At 67.1% G+C, this 20,240-nt stretch carries 20 protein-coding genes; 10 read left to right on the top strand and 10 right to left on the bottom strand.

Features of this window, described 5'->3' with window-relative positions; all coding sequences use genetic code 11:
- Nucleotides 1-62 precede the first annotated feature (62 nt).
- The 4 genes from A7U43_RS00405 (at nucleotide 63) to A7U43_RS00420 (ending at nucleotide 5,034) form a co-directional block, all read left to right on the top strand.
- A complete protein-coding gene (locus tag A7U43_RS00405; RefSeq protein ID WP_067989805.1) occupies nucleotides 63-686 on the top strand; it encodes a TetR/AcrR family transcriptional regulator in 624 nt (207 codons plus the stop codon).
- Entirely contained in the window at nucleotides 683-1,816 is a 1,134-nt protein-coding gene (locus A7U43_RS00410) for an alpha/beta hydrolase (RefSeq protein WP_067989807.1), read from the top strand. The genes A7U43_RS00405 and A7U43_RS00410 overlap by 4 nt, the downstream gene beginning before the upstream one ends.
- Before the next feature lie 35 nt (nucleotides 1,817-1,851).
- Complete coding sequence (locus A7U43_RS00415; RefSeq protein WP_082902342.1) at nucleotides 1,852-2,757, top strand: 2-hydroxyacid dehydrogenase; 906 nt, start codon at nucleotides 1,852-1,854, stop codon at nucleotides 2,755-2,757.
- 87 nt (nucleotides 2,758-2,844) lie between these two features.
- Nucleotides 2,845-5,034: an acyl-CoA dehydrogenase gene (locus A7U43_RS00420; protein ID WP_067989810.1), complete on the top strand. Its 2,190-nt coding sequence runs from the start codon at nucleotides 2,845-2,847 to the stop codon at nucleotides 5,032-5,034.
- Between the two features lie 77 nt (nucleotides 5,035-5,111).
- Here A7U43_RS00420 and A7U43_RS00425 read toward each other — a convergent pair whose 3' ends face one another.
- On the bottom strand, nucleotides 5,112-5,906 hold the full coding sequence (locus A7U43_RS00425) for an SDR family NAD(P)-dependent oxidoreductase (protein ID WP_067989812.1): 795 nt from the start codon (nucleotides 5,904-5,906) through the stop codon (nucleotides 5,112-5,114).
- 40 nt (nucleotides 5,907-5,946) lie between these two features.
- The gene (gene fadD2 / locus A7U43_RS00430; protein WP_068001638.1) at nucleotides 5,947-7,638 is read right to left on the bottom strand and encodes a long-chain-fatty-acid--CoA ligase FadD2; all 1,692 of its coding nucleotides are present in this window, start codon (nucleotides 7,636-7,638) and stop codon (nucleotides 5,947-5,949) included.
- A gap of 55 nt (nucleotides 7,639-7,693) precedes the next feature.
- Here fadD2 and A7U43_RS00435 point away from each other — a divergent pair, with 55 nt between their 5' ends.
- Both A7U43_RS00435 and A7U43_RS00440 read left to right on the top strand, forming a co-directional pair.
- Nucleotides 7,694-8,947, top strand: coding sequence for a DNA polymerase domain-containing protein (locus A7U43_RS00435; protein ID WP_067989815.1), 1,254 nt, complete (start codon nucleotides 7,694-7,696; stop codon nucleotides 8,945-8,947).
- 233 nt (nucleotides 8,948-9,180) lie between these two features.
- Nucleotides 9,181-9,603 carry an STAS domain-containing protein gene (locus A7U43_RS00440; RefSeq protein ID WP_067989817.1) on the top strand — a complete coding sequence of 141 codons (423 nt, stop codon included), beginning with the start codon at nucleotides 9,181-9,183 and terminating at the stop codon, nucleotides 9,601-9,603.
- A gap of 138 nt (nucleotides 9,604-9,741) precedes the next feature.
- Here the strand turns inward: A7U43_RS00440 and A7U43_RS00445 are convergent, their stop codons facing one another.
- The 6 genes from A7U43_RS00445 to A7U43_RS00470 all read right to left on the bottom strand — a co-directional run bounded on the left by A7U43_RS00445 (nucleotide 9,742) and on the right by A7U43_RS00470 (nucleotide 14,712).
- Nucleotides 9,742-10,134: a cupin domain-containing protein gene (locus tag A7U43_RS00445; RefSeq protein ID WP_067989819.1), complete on the bottom strand. Its 393-nt coding sequence runs from the start codon at nucleotides 10,132-10,134 to the stop codon at nucleotides 9,742-9,744.
- Nucleotides 10,135-10,151: 17 nt separating this feature from the next.
- Nucleotides 10,152-10,880 (bottom strand): SDR family NAD(P)-dependent oxidoreductase, encoded by a 729-nt coding sequence (locus A7U43_RS00450; protein WP_068001641.1) that lies wholly within the window; start codon nucleotides 10,878-10,880, stop codon nucleotides 10,152-10,154.
- A gap of 35 nt (nucleotides 10,881-10,915) precedes the next feature.
- On the bottom strand, nucleotides 10,916-11,518 hold the full coding sequence (locus A7U43_RS00455; RefSeq protein ID WP_231963494.1) for a sigma-70 family RNA polymerase sigma factor: 603 nt from the start codon (nucleotides 11,516-11,518) through the stop codon (nucleotides 10,916-10,918).
- Nucleotides 11,519-11,713: 195 nt separating this feature from the next.
- Nucleotides 11,714-12,511, bottom strand: coding sequence for an acyl-CoA thioesterase (locus A7U43_RS00460; RefSeq protein ID WP_067989822.1), 798 nt, complete (start codon nucleotides 12,509-12,511; stop codon nucleotides 11,714-11,716).
- A 108-nt stretch (nucleotides 12,512-12,619) separates the two neighbouring features.
- Nucleotides 12,620-13,687, bottom strand: coding sequence for an NAD(P)H-dependent amine dehydrogenase family protein (locus tag A7U43_RS00465; protein WP_067989824.1), 1,068 nt, complete (start codon nucleotides 13,685-13,687; stop codon nucleotides 12,620-12,622).
- A complete protein-coding gene (locus A7U43_RS00470) occupies nucleotides 13,684-14,712 on the bottom strand; it encodes a Rieske 2Fe-2S domain-containing protein (RefSeq protein ID WP_067989826.1) in 1,029 nt (342 codons plus the stop codon). The genes A7U43_RS00465 and A7U43_RS00470 overlap by 4 nt, the downstream gene beginning before the upstream one ends.
- Before the next feature lie 56 nt (nucleotides 14,713-14,768).
- Between A7U43_RS00470 and A7U43_RS00475 the strand changes: the two genes are divergently transcribed.
- Together A7U43_RS00475 and A7U43_RS00480 are read left to right on the top strand one after the other, a co-directional pair.
- Entirely contained in the window at nucleotides 14,769-15,380 is a 612-nt protein-coding gene (locus tag A7U43_RS00475; protein WP_067989827.1) for a TetR/AcrR family transcriptional regulator, read from the top strand.
- Nucleotides 15,381-15,430: 50 nt separating this feature from the next.
- Nucleotides 15,431-16,414: an Acg family FMN-binding oxidoreductase gene (locus A7U43_RS00480; RefSeq protein WP_067989829.1), complete on the top strand. Its 984-nt coding sequence runs from the start codon at nucleotides 15,431-15,433 to the stop codon at nucleotides 16,412-16,414.
- On the opposite strand, the gene A7U43_RS00485 is transcribed toward A7U43_RS00480, so the two are convergent.
- Nucleotides 16,404-16,979 (bottom strand): TetR/AcrR family transcriptional regulator, encoded by a 576-nt coding sequence (locus A7U43_RS00485; RefSeq protein WP_067989830.1) that lies wholly within the window; start codon nucleotides 16,977-16,979, stop codon nucleotides 16,404-16,406. The genes A7U43_RS00480 and A7U43_RS00485 overlap by 11 nt on opposite strands.
- Nucleotides 16,980-17,206: 227 nt before the next feature.
- Here A7U43_RS00485 and A7U43_RS00490 point away from each other — a divergent pair, with 227 nt between their 5' ends.
- Nucleotides 17,207-18,163: a hypothetical protein gene (locus tag A7U43_RS00490; protein ID WP_067989832.1), complete on the top strand. Its 957-nt coding sequence runs from the start codon at nucleotides 17,207-17,209 to the stop codon at nucleotides 18,161-18,163.
- A 101-nt stretch (nucleotides 18,164-18,264) separates the two neighbouring features.
- Nucleotides 18,265-19,182, top strand: coding sequence for an acyl-ACP desaturase (locus A7U43_RS00495; protein ID WP_067989834.1), 918 nt, complete (start codon nucleotides 18,265-18,267; stop codon nucleotides 19,180-19,182).
- Here the strand turns inward: A7U43_RS00495 and A7U43_RS00500 are convergent.
- Nucleotides 19,179-20,045, bottom strand: a complete 867-nt coding sequence (locus A7U43_RS00500) for a LysR family transcriptional regulator ArgP (protein WP_067989837.1) — start codon at nucleotides 20,043-20,045, stop codon at nucleotides 19,179-19,181. The genes A7U43_RS00495 and A7U43_RS00500 overlap by 4 nt on opposite strands.
- Nucleotides 20,046-20,240 lie beyond the last annotated feature (195 nt).

The following is a 20,240-nucleotide window of genomic DNA, read 5'->3' on the forward strand; positions in this document are numbered from 1 at the left end:
GCTGGCGCAGATCCGAATCTGAATCTAACATCAGATTCAGATTCGATCAACGAAGGGACCCTGTGACCGCTCGGGTTGAGCTGCCCACCGCGCGCGGGCGCCAGACGCAGGCCGCCATCGATGCGGCCGCTCGAACAGTGATCGCCCGCAAGGGAATTCTGGCTGCCACCATCGCCGATATCGCCGCCGAAGCCGGTCGCTCCACCGCGTCGTACTACAACTACTACGACTCCAAGGAAGCGATGGTGCGCGAGTGGGCCGTCCGCTTCCGCGATGAAGCGCGCGACCGGGTGATCGCGGCCAACGAGCCGGGACTGAGCAATGCCGAGCGTGCGCACGCCGCCGCGGCCGCGCACTGGCACACCTACCGACATCGGCTCGCCGAGATCATCGCGGTGTCCCAGCTGGCCATGGTCAGCGACGATTTCGCGCAGTACTGGGCAGAAATCTGCGCCCTGCCCATCGCGCTGATCACGAAAATGGTGGTCCAGGCGCAGGGCGAGGGCTACTGCGCCGGCGATGACCCGCATCTGATCGCCGTCGCCCTGGTGTCCATGCTGAACCAGTTCTGCTACACCCAACTTTCGGGCACCGGCGCGCAGACCGCCGATGACGACGCCTGCATTGCCACCCTGGCCGCGATCTTCCACCGGACGATCTATCACAAGGAGACCTCACTGCCATGACGACGAAGGGCCAGACGCCGGGGGTGACCCGGGAGTTCGTCGGAATGGATTCACCCACCGCGCGCCGCGCCGGGGCCGGCGGGCACCCCTGCCAAGGGCTCTACCATCGTGGGGTCGGCCGCAAGCCCAAGGTCGCGGTCATCGCGACGCATTATCAGATCGATTTCTCCGAGCACTACCTCGCCGACTACCTGGCCACCCGCGGAATCGGGTTCCTCGGCTGGAACACCCGCTTCCGCGGTTTCGAGAGCACCTTCCTGCTGGATCACGCCCTGGTCGACATCGGCGTCGGGATCCGCTGGCTACGCGAGGTGCAGGGCATCGAAACCGTGGTGCTGCTGGGCAATTCCGGTGGCGGCTCACTGATGGCCGCCTATCAGGCCCAGGCGGTGCACCACCATATCGCCCCGCTCGACGGGATGCGGCCGGCCGCGGGTCTCGCCGACCTGCCCCCGGCCGATGGTTACGTGGCCAGCGCCGCGCACCCCGGCCGGCCCGATGTGCTCACCGCGTGGATGGACGCCTCCGTCATCGACGAGAACGATGCGCTGGGAACCGATCCCACCCTGGACCTGTTCGACGCGAAGAACGGCCCGCCCTACTCGGCAGACTTCATCGCCCGCTACCGCGCCGCACAGGTGGCCCGCAACGATGCCATCACGGACTGGGCGGAGTCCGAGCTCAAACGTGTACGGGCCGCCGGGTATTCAGACCGGCCGTTCACGGTGTTGCGCACCTGGGCCGACCCCCGGATGGTCGACCCCACCCTGGAGCCGACGAGACGTCAGCCCAACATGTGCTACGCGGGCCCGCCGGTCAAGGCCAACCGATCCGCGTATGGCATCGCGGCTGCGTGCACACTGCGCAACTGGATCGGCATGTGGAGCCTGCGGCACGCCCAGACCAGGGCCGAACCCCATCTCGCGCTCATCGACTGCCCGGCCCTGGTGATCAACGCAGAGCAGGACACCGGCGTGTATCCCTCGGATGCCCAACGCATCCATGATGCTCTCGCCAGCACCGACAAGGCCCGGTTGTCGATCGACACCGACCACTACTTCACCACCCCGGGGGCCCGCAGCGAACAGGCCGATACCATCGCCAAGTGGATCGCGAAAAGGTGGCGCTGAAGGTACTGGCCCATTTCACCCCCGGTCGGCGGGTGATGGATTTCGTTGCTGCAGAATCGGATTGGCTGGATGTCCGGTGGTGCGCAGAGGATGACGACACCACCTTGCACCGGGAGCTGCCCGGCGCCGACGTGATCTGGCATGTGCTGCGTCCGCTCTCGGAAGCCGATCTCGGCCTCGCCGCCCAGTGCCGACTGGTGCACAAGCTGGGCGCCGGGGTGAACACCATCGATGTCGACGCGGCGACCCGCGCCGGGATCGCCGTCGCGAACATGCCCGGCGCCAACGCGCCGTCGGTCACCGAGGGCACCCTGCTGTTGATGCTCGCCGCCCTGCGCAGGTTGCCCGTGCTGGATCGCGCCACCCGCGCGGGCCGCGGCTGGCCGTCGGACCCGAGCCTCGGGGAGACGGTGCGCGATATCGGCGGCTGCACGGTGGGGCTGGTCGGCTACGGGAACATCGCCAAACAGGTGGAGGCGGTACTCAAGACGCTGGGCGCCCGGGTGTTGCACACCAGCACCCGCGACGACGGCCACCCGGGCTGGCAGCCGTTACCGGCACTGCTCGCCGAGAGCGACATCGTCTCGCTGCACTTGCCGTTGACCCCGGCGACCCGGCACCTGATCGACCGGGACGCGCTGGCGTCGATGAAACCCGGCGCGGTGCTCGTCAACACCGCGCGCGGGCCGATCGTCGACGAGGACGCTCTGGCCGACGCGTTGCGCGCAGGCCGGCTGGGCGCGGCCGGCCTGGACGTCTTCGCCGTCGAACCCGTGCCACCCGGCAATCCCCTGCTGGAACTGGACAACGTGGTGCTGACCCCGCACGTCACCTGGTACACGGTCGACACCATGCGCCGCTATCTGGAGGTCGCGGTCGACAACTGTCGGCGGCTGCGGGACGGCCTTCCGCTCGCCAACGTGGTGAACCAAGTGAACTAGGGCCCGGGGGTGACTGCCATCACCCCCGGGGTACGCTCGGTTACCAACCGACCGGTTAATAGGGAAGTTGCCCCATGGAGGTTAAGCGTGCCCATCGCGATCAACTCTGAACACAATGACCTGGCCGACTCGGTCCGGTCGCTGGTAGCCAAAGTCGCCCCGTCAGACGTCCTGCACGAGGCCCTGGAGACGCCGATCTCCAACCCGCCCCCGTACTGGAAGGCCGCTGCCGAGCAGGGCCTGCACGGTGTGCACCTGTCCGAGGCCGTCGGCGGCCAGGGCTTCGGGATTCTGGAACTGGCCATCACGCTCGCCGAGTTCGGCTACGGCGCGGTACCCGGACCGTTCGTGCCGTCCGCGATCGCCAGCGCACTGATCTCGGCTCACGACACCGAGTCCGCGCTGCTCAAGGATCTGGCGACCGGAGCGAGCATTGCCGCCTACGCCATCGACTCCGGGCTGACCGCCACCCGCCAGGGCGACACGCTCGTCATCCGCGGTGAGGCACGGGCTGTGCCGGCCGCCGCGCAGGCCTCGTGGCTGGTCCTGCCGGTGTCGATCGACAGCAGTGAGGAATGGGTGGTCCTCGACGCCGACACCGTCGAGATCGAGGAGGTCAAGAGTCTCGATCCGCTTCGGCCCCTGGCCCATGTCCGGGTCAGCGCCGTCGAGGTCGGTGCCGACCGGGTGCTGTCGAACCTCACCCGCGACCACGCCCTCGCGCTCATCACCACGCTGCTGTCGGCCGAGTGCATCGGCGTCGCCCGGTGGTCCACCGACACCGCGACCGAATACGCCAAGATCCGCGAGCAGTTCGGCCGGCCCATCGGCCAGTTCCAGGCCATCAAACACAAGTGCGCCGGCATGATCGCCGAGACCGAGCGGGCCACCGCCGCGGTCTGGGACGCCGCCCGCGCGATCGACGAATTCCACGGCGGCAGTGACGATTCCAAGTACCAGTTCGCCGCCGCGGTCGCGGGCACGCTGGCACCGGAAGCGGCCCAGCACACCGCCCAGGAGTGCATCCAGGTGCACGGCGGCATCGGCTTCACCTGGGAGCATGACACCAACATCTACTACCGCCGGGCCCTGGTGTTGGTCGCCAGCTTCGGCCGGGCCGCCGACTATCCCCAGCGGGTCGTCGACACCGCGACCGGCGCGGGGTTGCGCAAGCTGGACATCGACCTGGACCCCGACACCGAGAAGATCCGCGAAGAAATCCGCGCCGAGGTGGCGGGCCTGAAAGCCATTGCACGCGAAGAGCGCAACGCGGCGATCGCCGAAGGTGGCTGGGTGCAGCCGCATCTGCCCAAGCCGTGGGGTCGCAATGCGGCACCGATCGAGCAGATCATCATCGCCCAGGAGTTCTCGACCGGACGGGTCGCCCGCCCGCAGATGGGCATCGCCGCGTGGATCATTCCGTCCATCGTCGCCTACGGCACCGATGAGCAGCAGCAGCAGTTCCTGCCGCCGACCTTCCGCGGCGAGATGATCTGGTGCCAGCTGTTTTCCGAGCCGGGCGCGGGATCGGATCTGGCCAGCCTGACCACCAAGGCCACCAAGGTCGACGGTGGCTGGCGCATCACCGGCCAGAAGATCTGGACCACCGGCGCGCAGTTCTCCCAGTGGGGTGCGCTGCTGGCTCGGACCGACCCGACCGCACCGAAACACAATGGCATCACCTACTTCCTGCTGGACATGAAGTCCGAGGGTGTCGAGGTGAAGCCGCTGCGCGAACTCACCGGTGACGCCATGTTCAACACGGTGTTCATCGACGACGTGTTCGTGCCGGACTCCATGGTGCTCGGCGAGGTGGACCGCGGCTGGGAGGTCAGCCGTAACACCCTGACCAACGAGCGGGTGTCGATCGGCAGCGCCGAACCGCCGTTCCTGGCCAGCCTGGAGCAGTTCGTGGAGTTCGTCCGCGACGGCCAGTTCGACCAGATCGAACAGAACCATGCGGGCAAGCTGATCGCCGAAGGTTATGCGGCCAAGGTGCTCAACCTGCGCTCGACGCTGCTCACCCTTGCCGGTGGGGATCCGATGCCGGCCGCGGCCATCTCCAAGCTGTTGTCCATGAAGACCGGTCAGGGTTATGCCGAGTTCGGGGTGTCCTCGTTCGGCACCGACGGCGCCATCGGCGACAAGGAGCAGGACCCGGGCAAGTGGTCGGAGCGGTTGCTGTTCAGCCGCGCCACCACCATCTACGGCGGCACCACCGAGGTGCAGCTCAACATCATTGCCGAGCGTCTGCTCGGCCTGCCCCGCGACCCGTAACCCTCGCGCGACCAGACGCAAATGGCCCCCACATCGCTTGATGTGGGGGCCATTTGCGTCTGCTCGCGGGAAGTCCGTCAGGGCAGGATCGCGTCGACGTAACCCCCGTCGACGCGCAGCGCCCCACCGGTGGTCGCCGAGGCCAGCGGCGACGCGAGGTAGGTCACCATGTTGGCGATCTCCGCCGGCTCGATGAGCCTCTGCAGCAACGACTGTGGGCGGTGCGCGCGCATGAACTCGCGCTGCGCCTCCTCCCAGGGCAGGGCCTTGTCCACCAACTGATAGACGAATTCTTCGACGCCCGCGGTATGAGTCGGTCCGGCGATCACCGAGTTCACCGTGACGCCGGTCCCCGCGGCATCCTTGGCGAATCCGCGGGTGACGGCGAGCAGCGCGGTCTTGGACACCCCGTAGTGGATCATCTCGGCCGGGGTGACGATCGCCGAATCGCTGGCGATCTGGATGGCTCGGCCCCAACCGTTGTCGATCATCGACGGCAGATAGGCCCGGATCAGCCGGACCGCAGAGAGCACGTTGACCTCGAAGTAGCGCTGCCACTGTGCGTCGGTGACCTCGCGCGCCGGTACCGCCTCGAAGATGCCCAGGTTGTTCACCAACACATCGACGCCGGGGAACTCGGCGACCAAGGCCGTGGCGCCGTCGGCGTCGGCGACATCACCGGCGAAACCGACGGCATCGCCGCCGCCGGGACCGCCCCTGATACCGGCCACCGCCTCGTCGACCCGGGCCTGGGTGCGGCCGTTGACGATGACGCGCGCACCGGCCGAGGCCAGTCCTTGCGCGATGGCCAGGCCGATGCCCTGGGTGGAGCCGGTGACGAGTGCGGTCCTGCCGGAAAGGTCGATGTTCACGCCGTAGAACTACCCCGGCGCCGGCACCGCTATTCCCCGGCTACTGCTCGACGGAATCACTGCCGATCTCGCGCAGCTCACGCTTGAGGATCTTGCCGGTCGGGTTGCGCGGCAACTCGTCGAGGAAGATGACCTCCCGCGGCACCTTGTAACGGGCCAGGTTGTCCTTCACGTAGGCCTTGATGACGTCCTCGTCGATGCTCGCGCCCTCGGCCTTGACGACGAAGGCACGCAGCCGGTGACCCCACTCCTTGTCCTCGACCCCCAGCGCGGTGGCCTCGACCACCTCGGGGTGCCCGCTGATGAGGTCCTCGACCTCGGCGGGGAAGACGTTCTCGCCGCCGCACACGATCATCTCGTCATCACGGCCCGACACATAGAGCAGCCCGTGCTCGTCGAAATAGCCCACGTCGCCGGAGGACAACATGCCGTCGATGATCTGTTTTCCGCCGCCGCCGGTGTACCCCTGGAACGGAAAGGTGTTGCGCACGAAGATGCGCCCCACCTCGCCCTGTGGCTGCTCGTTGCCGTTGTCGTCGAGGATCTTCACTGTGATGCCCTTGACCGGGGGGCCGACGGTCGCCGGGTTGATGGACAGATCCTTGGGCCGGGCAATGGTGGCGAACGCGATCTCGGTCGAGCCGTACAGGTTGTAGATGATCGGCCCGAGGTCGCGCAGCGCCCGGCTGGCGAGTTCGGCGCCGAGCTGGGATCCGGAGACGAAGACGATCCGCAGGCTCGACAGGTCGGGCTTGGGCGAGGTCTTCTCCAGTTCGTCGAGCATGCGCGACAACATCACCGGGACCACCACGATGGCGGTCACCTTGTGCTTCTCGATATCGGCCAGCACGGTGGCCGGCTTGAACCGTCGGCGCAGCACGAGCGTGGTCCCCAGCATCATCGCGATGGTCGCGTGCAGGAAGCCCAGCGCGTGGAACATCGGCGCCGGCAGTGAGGTGACCTCCCCGGACCTGAACGGGACGTGGGACAACACCCCGCCGATGGGTGCGAGCGAGGGAGGCGTGCTGCGGTTGGCGCCCTTGGGGGTGCCGGTGGTCCCGCTGGTCAAAATGATGACCGACGAATGCTTGGTCACCTTCGGCGCGGGCTGCTTGCTGCTACGCGCAATGAGGTCGGCCAGGGTGTCGTCGGTGGAACCCGACGGTTCCTCGGAATCGGGGTTGGTGGCCAGCGCCCGGAATTTGCCCAGCGCCGGCTCGGCCTGCGCGACCGCCGCGGTGTACTCGTCGTCGTAGATGATGACCCGCGCGCCCTCGCGTTCGGAGACCTCCTTGATCTGCGGCCCGGAGAACTCACTGTTGAGCAGGATGATGCGGGCACCCACCCGGGCGGCGCCGTACACCCCGACCAGGAACCAGCGGTGGTTGCGGATCAGCAGCGCGACACCGTCGCCGCCTTTGACCCCCTTGGCGCGCAGACCGTTGGCCACCGCGTGCGCGGCCCGGTCCAGCTCACCGAAGGTCATCTCCCCGTCGTCGTCGATGACAGCGACGTGGTCGGGATGGCGCCGGGCGTTCAGCGCCGGGATCATCCCGAACTCCCCCCAACGTCGGATATCGGCGAGCATGGCGGCCATCGCCTGCGGCGATTCGAGCCGCAGGGCTCCCGCCTCGAACATCTTGCGGGCGTAATGCAACTCCGCGGCGCCGCGGCCGAGGTATTGCTGGGCTTTGGCCACTGCCTGAGCGGGCAGGTCTGTGAGACTCGACATGACCGCCACAATATGTGACGCGTGTCGAGTCGCGGCAGATAACTACCATGGCCGTATGGGCGCTTCGGCCGGCAGTCGCAGGACGCTGGAGGTCGGCGGTCACGAGGTGTCCGTCAGCAACCCCGACAAGGTGGTCTTCCCCGCGGCCGACGGCCGGCCGCCGATCACCAAGATCGCCCTCGTCGACTACTACCGCAGCGTTGCCGAGGGTGCGCTGCGCGGCGTGCACAACCGGCCGATGATTCTCAAACGCTTCGTCAAGGGCATCGGGGAAGAGGCGATCTTCCAGAAACGGGCACCGGAGAAGCGCCCGGACTTCGTCGGCGTCGCCGAGTTGAGATACGCGTCCGGGACATCGGCCAAGGAAGCGGTCATCACCGACGCCGCCGGCCTGGTCTGGGCGGTCGGCCTCGGCTGTATCGACTTCAACCCGCACCCGGTGCAGGCAGAAGACCTGGAGCATCCCGATGAGCTGCGCGTCGACCTCGACCCGATGCCCGGGGTCGACTGGGGCGAGATTCTGGCGGTCGCGGAGGTCACCCGCGGGGTGCTGGAAGACCACGGCCTGACCCCCTGGCCCAAGACCTCCGGCTCCCGCGGGTTCCACATCTATGCGCGCATCCGCCCGGACTGGCCGTACAAGCAGGTGCGGCTGGCCGCCGAGTCGGTGGCCAGAGAGGTGGAGCGGCGGGCGCCGGAGCTGGCCACGTCCCGGTGGTGGAAGGAAGAACGCGGCGCGCGGGTGTTCGTCGACTTCAACCAGAACGCCAAGGACCGCACGGTGGCCTCGGCCTATTCGGTGCGCGCCAGGCCTGATGCGCGGGTATCCACCCCATTGCACTGGGGCGAGGTGCCCGGTTGCCGGCCCGAGCTGTTCACCGTCGGCACGGTGGGGGCCCGGTTCGCCGAGATCGGCGATCCGTGGGCGGAGATGGATGCCCACCCGGGCGATCTGACCGAACTGCTGGCCCTCGCCGATCGGTTGGGGCCTGCGGAGAAGCCGCCGCCGAAGAAGAGCGTCGACGGACGGCGGACCTCGCAGATGCCACTCATCGAAGTTGCCAGGACCAAAACCCGCGACGAGGCGATGGCGGCACTGGAGGTGTGGCGCGACCGCCACCGCGAGGCGTCCGAGCGGCTCGAACCGGTGGACATCCTGATCGATGGAATGCGCGGTCCGAGTTCGATTTGGTACCGCGTCCGGATAAATCTGCAGCACGTGCCCGAAGGGCTCCGGCCGCCCCAGGAGGCGTTGATCGCGGACTACTCGCCGTGGCACAACTATTCGGGAAATCAGTCCGCACACTGATACCGAAAATTGGGCTACCCAGCCCTAATGTGTGCCCACCATTTCGGTTGATGAAACCGATCACCGAAAACAACTGCCCAACAACGGGTTTCAATTTCTTCAACGAACCCTTATCCGGCTCTCAGACTATCTTCTTAGCAAAGTATTAACCACTACTCCCAAGTACCTTAAGTTCCGCCGATAACTTCGAAGACATCAGCACGACAGGTCACGAACCAGAAGGGAGGCAGAACATGACGATCGCATTTCGCTACGGCAACCCGGCGGTCGAGTGCGACGGCGCCGAACTGCGAGCACAATGCCGCCACCTCGCGATGGTGGTGACCGTCTCAGGTGCCATCGATGACGACAACTTCGATCGACTCACCCAGAAGGTCCGCCGACTGGTCCTCGCGGAAAAGCCGTTCGCACTCGATCTGAGTGACGTGACGTACCTGTCCGCGCGTGGTGTGTCTCTCCTCTACGCCCTCGATGATGAGTGCGATATCGCCGGAGTCGAGTGGGCGCTCATCGCGAGCCCCGAGGTTCTCGATGTCCTGCGACTGCTCGACGACGCATTCCCCATCACGGTCTCCGTCCCGGAGGCGCTGCACCACTTCGCCGAGGGCACCCTGGCCCGGCGTCGGCTGCTCCCACTCCTGCACAAGACCGCATAACCGAAAGGCGGAACACACATGCTGCTCGATGTTCGCTGGCTGACCGCTCTGATGGGACGTCACCGCAAGACTGCCCGCTAAGAGGCCCACTCTCATCCGATGAGCCCTCCCGCCGACCGGCGGGAGGGCTCATCGCTGTCACTGCGGACGCCACCGCCGGTCTTTGCGTCGAGCCAACTCCTGGGGGTCGACCAGCTCCAACATCGGCCGACCGGGAACGCAGATCATCGTCACGGTGAACTTGCTCGGGATATCGGCGCGGTTGTTGCCGTCGCTGTAGTGGATGACATCACCGCCCGGCTCCCAGAACGCCTCCCCGGCTCGGACCACGCGCGGTGACTGACCCTCCAATTCGAAGAGCATCTCGCCCTCGATGACGTACCCGAACGCCGGCCCCGGATGACGGTGCGGAGGGGCTCCCGGATCACCGGGCGGGTACTCGATGACGATGGTCATCACGTGCGCGTCCGGCGGGATCACCGGTTGTGTTTCCTGCAGGACGGTCACCGCCGTCTTCCAAGCCTCAGACATCTGGGGTCTCTCCTCTGCTAGGCGGCAGCGCCGCCACCATCGGCGTGCAGGGTCAGGCCGGTGACGAAACTGGAGGCGGCGGAGGCGAGGAACAACACCGCCTGCGCGATCTCGGCGGGCTCCGCGGTACGCCCGAGCGGGAGTGCCCGGCCGAGTTCGTCATTGGTGGCGCCCCATTCGGCGACCACCCCTTCGGTGTTGGTCGGCCCGGGTGCCACGGTGTTGACTCGCACACCGTGCGGCCCGAATTCCACCGCCCACGTGCGGGTCAGTGACTCCACCGCGGCCTTGGACGCGCTGTACACCGACGCGCCCGGCACGCCCTTGGACGCCACCATGGAGGTGACGTTGATGATGCTGCCGTGCCCACGCTGCAGCATCCCCGGAACCAGGCCGGCCACCAGAAAATACGGGCCCCGGACGTTGGTGTCGAAGGTGGATGCGAAGGTGGCGACATCCTGTTCCACGGTCAGGGCCCCCGGGAAGGTGGCGGCATTGTTGACCAGGATGTCCACCCGGGGCGCCTGTTCGATCAGTGCCGCGACCGATTCGAGGTCGGACATATCGGCGTGGAGGAAGCGGACATCGGCACCGAGGGCGGCGGCCGCGGACTCCCCTCGCTCGCGGTTGCGCCCCGTGACCAGCACCGTGGCCCCCGCATCGGCCAGCAGGCGTGCGCAGGCCCTCCCGATGCCCGCGGTGCCACCGGTCACCAGGGCGGTCTGCCCAGTCAATTCCTTTGTCATGTCGTGCCTCTCCTTGTTTTCAAGCCGAAACATCCTCAAGCGGAAACCTGTTCGAGCTGGACGCCGCCCACACCGCGTTCCCGGGCGACGCCGGCCAAGGTGTCGCGCAGCTGCGCGCGGGCGCGGAACACCCGCGACATCACGGTGCCGACGGGGGTGCCCATCACGCGCGCGGTCTCGGCGTAGGTCAGTCCCTGCACGTCGGCGTAGTAGAGGGCGGTCCGGAAGCCCTCCGGAAGCTGATTCAGCGCGGCCTTGATGTCGGCATCCGGGAGGACCTCCATCGCCGTCGCTTCCGCCGACGGGGCGCTGCGCATCATGGCGGCGGGCAGGTCCAGATCGGCGACCGACCCGACCGCGTGCTCCGCCGGGCGCCGTTGCCTCATCCGATGGTTGCTGATCCAGCGGTTGTGCATGATGCGGAACAACCACGCGTTGAGGTTGGTGCCGGGCTCGAACCGGCGGAAACCCATGAATGCGTGCATCAGGGCGTCCTGCAACAGGTCCTCGGCGTCGGCTTCGTTGCGGGTCAGCCGGCGCGCACCCCGCATCAATACGGGTCGCAGGGGCGCGGTGTCACGTTCGAAACGCGCAGCCAGTTCGGCATCGGACTCGGTGACGGTGCTGATGAGTTTCACACGTCCCAGACTTGCGTCTTCCGTCAGCCGGCGGACCCTTGAAAACCCCTAGTCACCGGTCCGTAGGTCAGGTCCGCGGACTCCGGGGCGTTTCTTGCCCGGGCACCGGGCTGATCGGGCCGACACCCTGGTTCCCGGTGCCCGCGCATCCCTGTTCGGAATCCGGTTCCAGGACTGCCTACCGCAGTACCGCGCTCATCCCTTGAAGTAGACGATCTGATGGCTGGTGGCCAGCAGCCTTCCACCGGTCCCCCAGATCTGGGCGGCTTGGTCGAAATGGCCGGACGAATACTGTTGTGCACGTGCGGTTGCCAGCACATGGTCATCGCCCTGGGCGGCCAAGGCGTCGCTGTCGGCGTGGAAGTACACCGTGATCGACACGGTGCCCGCGGGCAGCGGACGCCCGAGCCGCAGGTAGATGCGCGGGTAGAAGATGTCACAGACAGCGGTCAATGCGGCGAAATCCCATGGCCGAGGGGGGTTGTCCCGAACCCACAGCGTGGTCTCCGAGGACGCGGATTCACCGTCACCGGCATCCGGGATGGCGCCGGTGACATAGCGCATGTCGTAGTTGCGCATCCAGGTCGGCCCCTTGTCCGGACCGACCGGCACCTCCGCGGGTGCGGGCACCGACGGGCTTGCCGGTTCGGTGTCACCCCAGGTGTCCCGCCGGACCCCGAAAACCGCGGTGGCGGTGGTCAACACGTCACCGTCCTGGCTGAGCTCGACGAACCAATGCTGGTTGGATCGGTTGGTGCGCACCGCGCGGGTGCTGATCTCGAAGTCGCCTTCGACGATCGGAGCCAGGTAGTTCACCGTCAGCGCCACCGGTTGACCGTGCACATCGGGCTGCAGTTCGATGGCCCGCAGCAGCGCTGCGGCGGTGATGCCCCCGAACGGGCCGACCATGTTCGCCCATTCGGGCACGGTGCGACCGCGCAACAGTCGTTCACCGGCGGGTTGCAGGGCGATGCCATTGTCGAAGGCCGTCATCGGTCTTCCTCCAGGGTCGGGCGGTTCGCTCGGTCGACGGCGCTGCCGACCGGCGATCCACGTTACCCGCGGACCGCGGACCGGCTCCGTGGCCGTCCCGCTCGTGCGCTAGGCGAACCGTCCGGCGAAACCCCGCAAGGGCAGGTCGGCACTGGTGAGCAGCCCCGGTGCCGCCGCGACCACCGAGGCGATGGCGTTGAGTGCGGGCAGACCGGTCACGGTCATCCCGATCGAGGCGAAGCTCGCCGGATCGGAGAGGTCGACGCCGGGTTTGGGGAAGATCATGTGCTTGTTGTACACGCACGGATCGCCCGTCACCTGGGTGATGTAGCAGCCCTTGATATCCCAGCTCGGGTCGGTGTGCGGGGTCATCTGCCATTCGAGGTGGGTTTCGATCTTCGGGACACCGTCGACCATCCCCTGGTACTTGATGTAGTTGCCACCCAGCGACCCCTTGGGCAGCTGGTACCAGCCGAGGTCGACGTCCTTGGTGGTGGCCCCGAGTTCGTAGCTGAACTTCACCTCGTCGAGGTGGACGTCGAAGCAGTCGGCCATCAGCAACACACTGTCGGCGAAGACCCGGGTGTACTTCTCCAGCATGCCGGGCAGCCGCGGGTCGTCCACCGGCAGCCCGTAGCCGACCTCTTTCCAGGTGTCGGCGGAGTGGTGACAGGACACATCCACCGATTCGATGGTGGTGACGTTCTCGATCTCGGCGACATCGGCCGAACACACCACGCCCAGAATCTGATTCAGGCCCGGATTCATACCCGTGCCGTAGAACGTCGCACCGCCCCTGGCCGCAGCCGCGGCCAGCACCTCGCTCACCGGCCGCCCGGATGGGTGCGGATGGTTGGTGTCGCGGTGCCAGCCGGTGATCCAGTCCGCGGTGGTCACGATATTGATCCCCGCCTCGAGCACCCGCACGTAGAGGTCCTCGTCCGGGAACACTCCGTGGAATGTCACCACATCGGGATCGGCGGCGATGATCTCCTCCACCGTGCCGGTGGCGATCACCCCGTTGGGTGCCAGACCGGCGATCTCACCGGCATCGCGACCCACCTTCTCCGGGGTGTAGCAGTGCAACCCGACGAGCGTCAGATCCGGATGCGCGGCAATGCGTTTGATCATCTCGGTGCCCACATTGCCGGTGGCTACCTGGAAGACGCGGATCATATGGTGTCTGCCTCTCGAACTCTTGCCAGGTCCGCGGCGGATCCGCCGAGACCGTCTGGATAGAACTGCATGGCCCACTTGCGAATTGCGGTGAACCCTTCGTACTCGGCGGTGGCCAGCGCAGGCGGATCCGAATAGCGCTGGTGCGACCAGATGTGGATGTCCTGGGTGAACTGCCGAATGACTTCGGCACCGAACTCGCGGGCCTTGTCCTCGGCCCGCTGGTCGTCACGACCCGGGGTCCGGCCGATGTAGACCATGAACCGGACGTCGGAGGTCCGGTCGTCGACCGGGGTGACCGCCGAGATGGTCCGGTTGTCGACCATCCCCCAACTCTTGGTGACGGCGATACCGAGCCCACCGTTGATCGCCTCGACGCCGCTGTTGACGTCCTCGATCCGCTGTCCGTCGTCGCCTTCGAAGGTGATGGTGAAGTCGACATAGGACACCGGCCCGGCGAAGTCGTGGCGGGTGAACACCGGCACGATGGGCGTCTGGTGCACGTATTTGAAATGCGCGAAGTCCACCCCGTTTTCGAGCACGTACTGCGGATGTAGTTCCAGTTCCTGTCGGAAAAGGCGCTGCTGGGGGTAGTAGTCCTCGGCGGTGCGTGCACCGAAGTCGGCGAAGATGTCCGGAGCGTCGAAGAACGGTTCCCGGCCCTGCACGTCATGCCAGATGTAGACCGACGCGTTGCGCTCGACCACCGGATAGGTCCGTATCCGTCTGCCTCGGTTGGGCCGGTCCTGATACGGGATGCAGACGTTTCGACCCTCGTCGTTCCACTGCCAGCCATGGAAAGGGCATTGCAGTACGTCGCCTTTCACCTGCCCGCCGTAACCGAGGTGCGCGCCGAGGTGCTCGCAGTAGGCGTTCATCACCGTCAGCCGGCCGGACGCCGCGCGCCAGGCGATCATCTCCTGGCCGAAGTAGGTCATCCGGTGTACGTCACCGACACCGATCTCGTCCGACCAGGCCACCTGGAACCAGCCCGTCGGCTTCATCGACAGTGGTGGCTTTGCCATGGGCCAACAATCACAGAGGGTTCTATTAAAGTCAAGGGTCGCGTAGCATCCATCCGGTGACCGAAGCCGCCGAGCGCCGCACCAACCGGCGCGGGCAGGCCAGTCGCGAGAGCATGCTCGATGCGGCGTTGCAGGCCTTGGCATCCGGAGCACCCGGGTCGGTCTCGGGTAACCGGATCGCCAAAGATGCCGGCGCGACCTGGGGCACGGTCAAGTACCAGTTCGGCGATATCGACGGGCTGTGGGCCGCCGTTCTGCGCCGGACCGCCGAGCGCCGCGGCACGCTCCCGGCACATGCCGCACCGCACGGAACCCTGGCGCAGCGCGTCGCAGCCATCCTGGACATCCTCTATGCCGGACTGAGCTCGACCGACTCCCGGGCCATCGAGAACCTGCGGGCCGCGCTCCCCCGCGATCGAGCCGAGCTGGAACGCCACTATCCGCAGACCGCGTCCGAGCTGGCATCCTGGCAGAAGACCTGGATCACCGACTGCCAGAGCGCCTTCGCCGACCTGGACGTCGACCCCGCCCGTGTGCGCGAGGTCGCGCTGTTCATCCCGGGGGCGATGCGCGGCATCACCTCCGAACGCCAACTCGGCTCATACATCGATCTCGACGAGGCCCGTCACGGCCTGTCCAAGGCGATCGTCGCGTACCTCCAGGGATGAGGGGACTTCCGGCCCTACCGGCCGGCGCCGCGCCCGCACAGACTGGTGGCATGGCGACCACATCGCAGGCCCCACGCCGGGTGAAGATCTTCGAGGAGGCCGTGCACCTGGCGTGCCGGGCCCCGTCGTACCACAACAGCCAGCCGTGGCGCTGGGTGGTGACCTCCGACAGCGTGCAACTCTTCGTCGACACCGACCGACTGGTCGCCACCGATACCACCGGCAGGCAGGCGGTGATCAGTTGTGGCGCAGCGCTCGACCACTTCCGCGTCGCGGCGGCCGCGGCCGGATTACAAGCGCGTGTGCAACGCTATCCCGATCCCGAGGATCACCACCACCTGGCCACCATCACCTTCGCCGCGCTGACCGATATCACCGCCGGCCACCGGCGGCGTGCCGATGCCATCCTGCGCCGGCGCACCGACCGGCTGCCGATGGAAGCACCATCCGATTGGGCCTCCTTCGAACTGCTACTCGGTGAATCCGCTGATCCCGCCGTCACCTTGGACGTCATCGCACCGGCCGACCGGCCTGCCGTCGCGGACGCCTCCCAACTCACCGATGCGCTGCGTCTCTACGATTCGGCCTACCATCACGAGATCGACTGGTGGACATCCCCCTTCGAGGTCAATGACGGTATCCCGCACAGTGCTCTGGTGTCGGCGGCCGAGGCCGACCGGGTCGACGTCGGGCGGTCCTTCCCCGTCACCCAGAATCGCGAGCGCCGCCCCCACGTTGCCGAGGACACCGCCCAACTGGTGGTGATCTCGGCCACCGACGACACCCGGGCCGGCATATTGCGCTGCGGCGAGGCACTTTCCGCCCTGCTGCTCGATGCCACCGTCGCAGGGTTGGCATCGTGCACACTGAGCCACCTCACCGAGGTGCCGGTGAGCCGAGATATCGTCGGCGCCCTGGTCAACCGGCCGTTCCCACAGGTGGTCGTGCGCTTGGGACGAGTGCCCGAACTCGACGACGTGCCGCCTCCCACGCCCCGCCGCCCGCTGTCGGAGGTGTTGGCGCTCAAGCTCTGAATGCGGCGAGCATCGCGTGCAGTCGGCGGCCCACCGCGTCGAGCGGATCGGTGCTGCGCTCGGCCCGACACATGGCCACCGCACCCTCGACGGCGGCGACCACCAGCATCGCGGTGTCGGCGGCGTCCGCGTGGCGCGCACCGTCATCGCGCAGTGCGCCGGCCACCGCCGACGTCCAGTTGCTGAAGGCGAACACCGCCGCATCCCGCGGCGCGACATCGTCCTCGCCGACCTGCACCGCGACCGCCAGCACTGCACAACCGCACTGGAAGTCGCTGTCCACCAGAGCTTCCCGCCACAAATTCAGTAACCGATCGACGAGCGCGACCGCACCGCCCGCCGCCGCATCCTGCAACTGCGCCGTCATGCGCGCGTCCACCCAGCGGATCGCCTCGGCGGCCAACTGCGACTTTCCGCCCGGGAAATAGTGGTACGTCGATCCGAGCGGCGCCGCGGCGTGCCTGGCCAATTCCCGGACCGTCAACGCGCTGAAGCCGGCGCGCCCCAACATGTCGGCCGCGCCGGCCACCATGCGCTGCCGCGTGTCCCGGTCGGATTCCACCATGGATCCACCCCCTATAACGTTCGTCATAAAATATCACGAGCTGGGATTATGACGGGTGATATAGGAATCGGGCCGGTCGCCGCCCGAGGAATATGAGATGCGGACCACATCGCCGGGGCATTCCGTGTCAAGCGCCCGATATGCGGGTAGCCGACCGAATGAAGGCGCATCCGCGCCGCACGGTCGATCCCGACCGATGACAACACATCCACCAGGGGGCCCACGTCATGACCGACACCACCACTCTCATCGCCAACCTGCGGACCATGCTGGAACTGACCAGCACCGAGATCCAGATCGCGGAGTTCCGCACCAGCCAGGCCCGCACCGATGCGGTGCATCAGGAGCTGACGAAGAACGCCGAGAATGCCCGCACCCGCGCGGCGCTCATCGAGGCCACCATCCGCGAACTCGGCGGCACACCAACCATTTTCGGCCCGCTACTCGGGCGCGCCGCGGCTCTGGTCAAAGCGCTCACCGAGCAGGCCGAGCCGTTTTCCGAGGCCCTGCTGGGCGATCTCGCCCTGGAACATCTGCTCGTCGACCGTGCCCGCTATCTGAAGTCACTGGCCGTCGCGGCCGGCAACTCCCAGGTCCAGGACCTGGCCGACTCCCTGATCGAGGCACACAATGCCACCGTGGTCTGGCTGACCACCGTGTTGGCCGAGGACGCCCTCGGCGGCCCTGCGGCGCTGCGTCGCACCCCGGTGCAGGCCGCAGCCGGCGTCGCGGTCAAACTCGCCAACCTGCCGGGACAACTGGCGACCCGGGCGGTCGACCGCGTGCTGACCACGGTCCGGTCCACCCGCCCTGCCGTCGACGATGCACTCGCACGCGGCAGCCAGGCCGGCGAGATCGCCGCCAAGACCCTGTCGGCATCACGTGACGCCGCGCTCTCGGCGGCGGAGAAGGTGAGCCGACGCGAAGGCGCCGGCGAGGTGGCCGACGCCCTGCACAACCTGCGCGGTAAGACCGGCGTCCTCGACGCCGCGGAACTGCCCATCGCCGGCTACGACGAGCTGAACGTCAACGACGCCGTGGCGGCGGTCAAGGAACTGTCCGAGCCGGCCGACATCCGCGTCGTCATCGCCTACGAGGAGCTCCACAAGGATCGCCAGCGAGTGGTCTCCGCAGCTCAGACGCGGCTGAGCAGTATCGCCCAGGAGATCGTCGGCATCAGCTGATCGCTTCGGATTCCGGCGAATCCGTTGGCACCGACCGCACCCTACGGTACCGTAAGTTACGGTACCGTAGGTTTAGCGGTGTAAAGGGAACGGAGACCGCCATGGTGGATCAGAACGGCGTGCTGCACGAGCTGGAGCCGATCGTCGAACAGAACCTCGAGCGCCATCTCGACACGGTCAAACCCTGGGATCCGCACGACTACGTGCCGTGGAGCCGGGGGCGCGATTTCGCGTTTCTGGGCGGCCAGGACTGGGCACCCGAGGATTCCCCGCTGGACCCGGTCGCCAAGGCGGCACTGACGGTCAACCTGTTGACCGAGGACAATCTGCCCTCCTACCACCGCGAGATCGCCACCCGTTTCGGGCGCGATGGCGCGTGGGGCACCTGGGTCGGGCAATGGACCGCCGAGGAGGGCCGCCACAGCATCGCGCTACGCGACTACCTGGTGGTGACACGCGGTGTCGATCCCAGCAAGCTCGAGGCGCTGCGGATGGAACACACCGTCGCCGGATACGACTCGGGCGACAAGACCCCGCTGGCGGCGCTGGCATACGTGTCGTTCCAGGAGTTGGCCACCCGTGTGTCGCACCGAAACACCGGGCGCGCCTCGGGTTGTCCGATCGCCGACCAGTTGCTCGCCCGGATCGCGGCCGACGAGAACCTGCACATGGTCTTCTACCGCAACCTCATGTCCGCCGCGCTCGATATCGCACCGGATGCCGCCATGCGTGCCATCCGCGACGAGGTCATCGGCTTTGCGATGCCCGGTGCCGGAATGACGGACTTCCACGAGAACTCGATCCTCATCGCCAAAGCCGGCATCTACGACCTGCGCATCCATCATGACGAGGTGCTGCAGCCGGTGTTGCGCTTCTGGCGGATCTTCGACCGCGACGATTTCGGGCCCGCCGGCGAACAGGCCCGCATCGAATTGGCCCGGTTCCTCGATGCCGTGGACGAACGCGCTCGCTTCTACGAGGAGAAGGCGGCCCGCCGCGCGGTCGGCGCGCAGGCCTAACGACCCGGGCGCCGCAGTACGGCTGCGGCATCCGACACCGCGGCGCCGACGTTGCCGACCAGCTCGCTGTCCAGTTTCCAGCTCTGCCAGTACAACGGCACATCCAGGTGGACGTCGGCGATCCGGACGAAATCCGCGTTCACGAGTTGCTCGGGGTACATGCCCCACCCCAGTCCGGCGCGGACCGCCGCGCCGAAACCCTCCGCGGTCGGCACATAGTGCACGGGGCGCGTGATCGGCCGCCGGAAGGCCTTGCGGATCAGGTTGTCCTGCAGCGCATCATCTCGATTCCAGGCCAACGATGGCGCGGTCGACGCCGCGGCTGCGGTGAATCCGGCCGGCAGGTACTCGCGCACGTATCGCGGCGCGGCCACCGGCACATAGCGCATCACGCCGAGCGGCCGCACCCGGCAGCCCGGGACCGCGGTGCGTTCGGTGGTCACCGCACCCATCACCGCCCCCTCGCGGAGCAGCCTGGCCGAGTGGTCCTGATCCTCGATCCGGATATCGAACAGGACGCCGGGCAGCCGGCCGAATACGGCGTTGAACCAAGTGGCCATCGAATCGGCGTTGACCGCGATCGCGATGCGGGTACGTTCGGTCGATCCCCCCGCCGTTTCGGCCAGCGCCTCGGACTCGAGCATCTCGGTCTGCGCGGCCAGCCGCAACAACGGAATTCCGGCTCCGGTCGCCCGGCAGGGTTTCTCACGGATGACCAGTACCTGCCCGACCCGCTGCTCCAGAGCCTTGATCCGCTGACTGATGGCCGACGGTGTGACATGCAGTCGCTCGGCGGCCGCATCGAAGCTGCCCAACTCCACCACCGCCGCGAACGCGGTCAGCTGCTGACCGTCCAGCTTCATCCGTTCAGGCTAATCCAGCGGTGCGGCCGCGAGCCGGATACCGGGATACCCCGACCGTCTGGATAGCCCCCTAATAATTAGGGTAGTATCCAACTGCCGCCGCCGGAGCGCGGCGCCCTCGAGGACCTTGGCGATTCATGCTCTGGTCCTAATTTTGTTTCTACACAAGATGATTCGATGTTTCGACCGCGTTTC

The organism is Mycobacterium adipatum, from assembly GCF_001644575.1.
Taxonomy (GTDB): Bacteria; Actinomycetota; Actinomycetes; order Mycobacteriales; family Mycobacteriaceae; genus Mycobacterium; species Mycobacterium adipatum.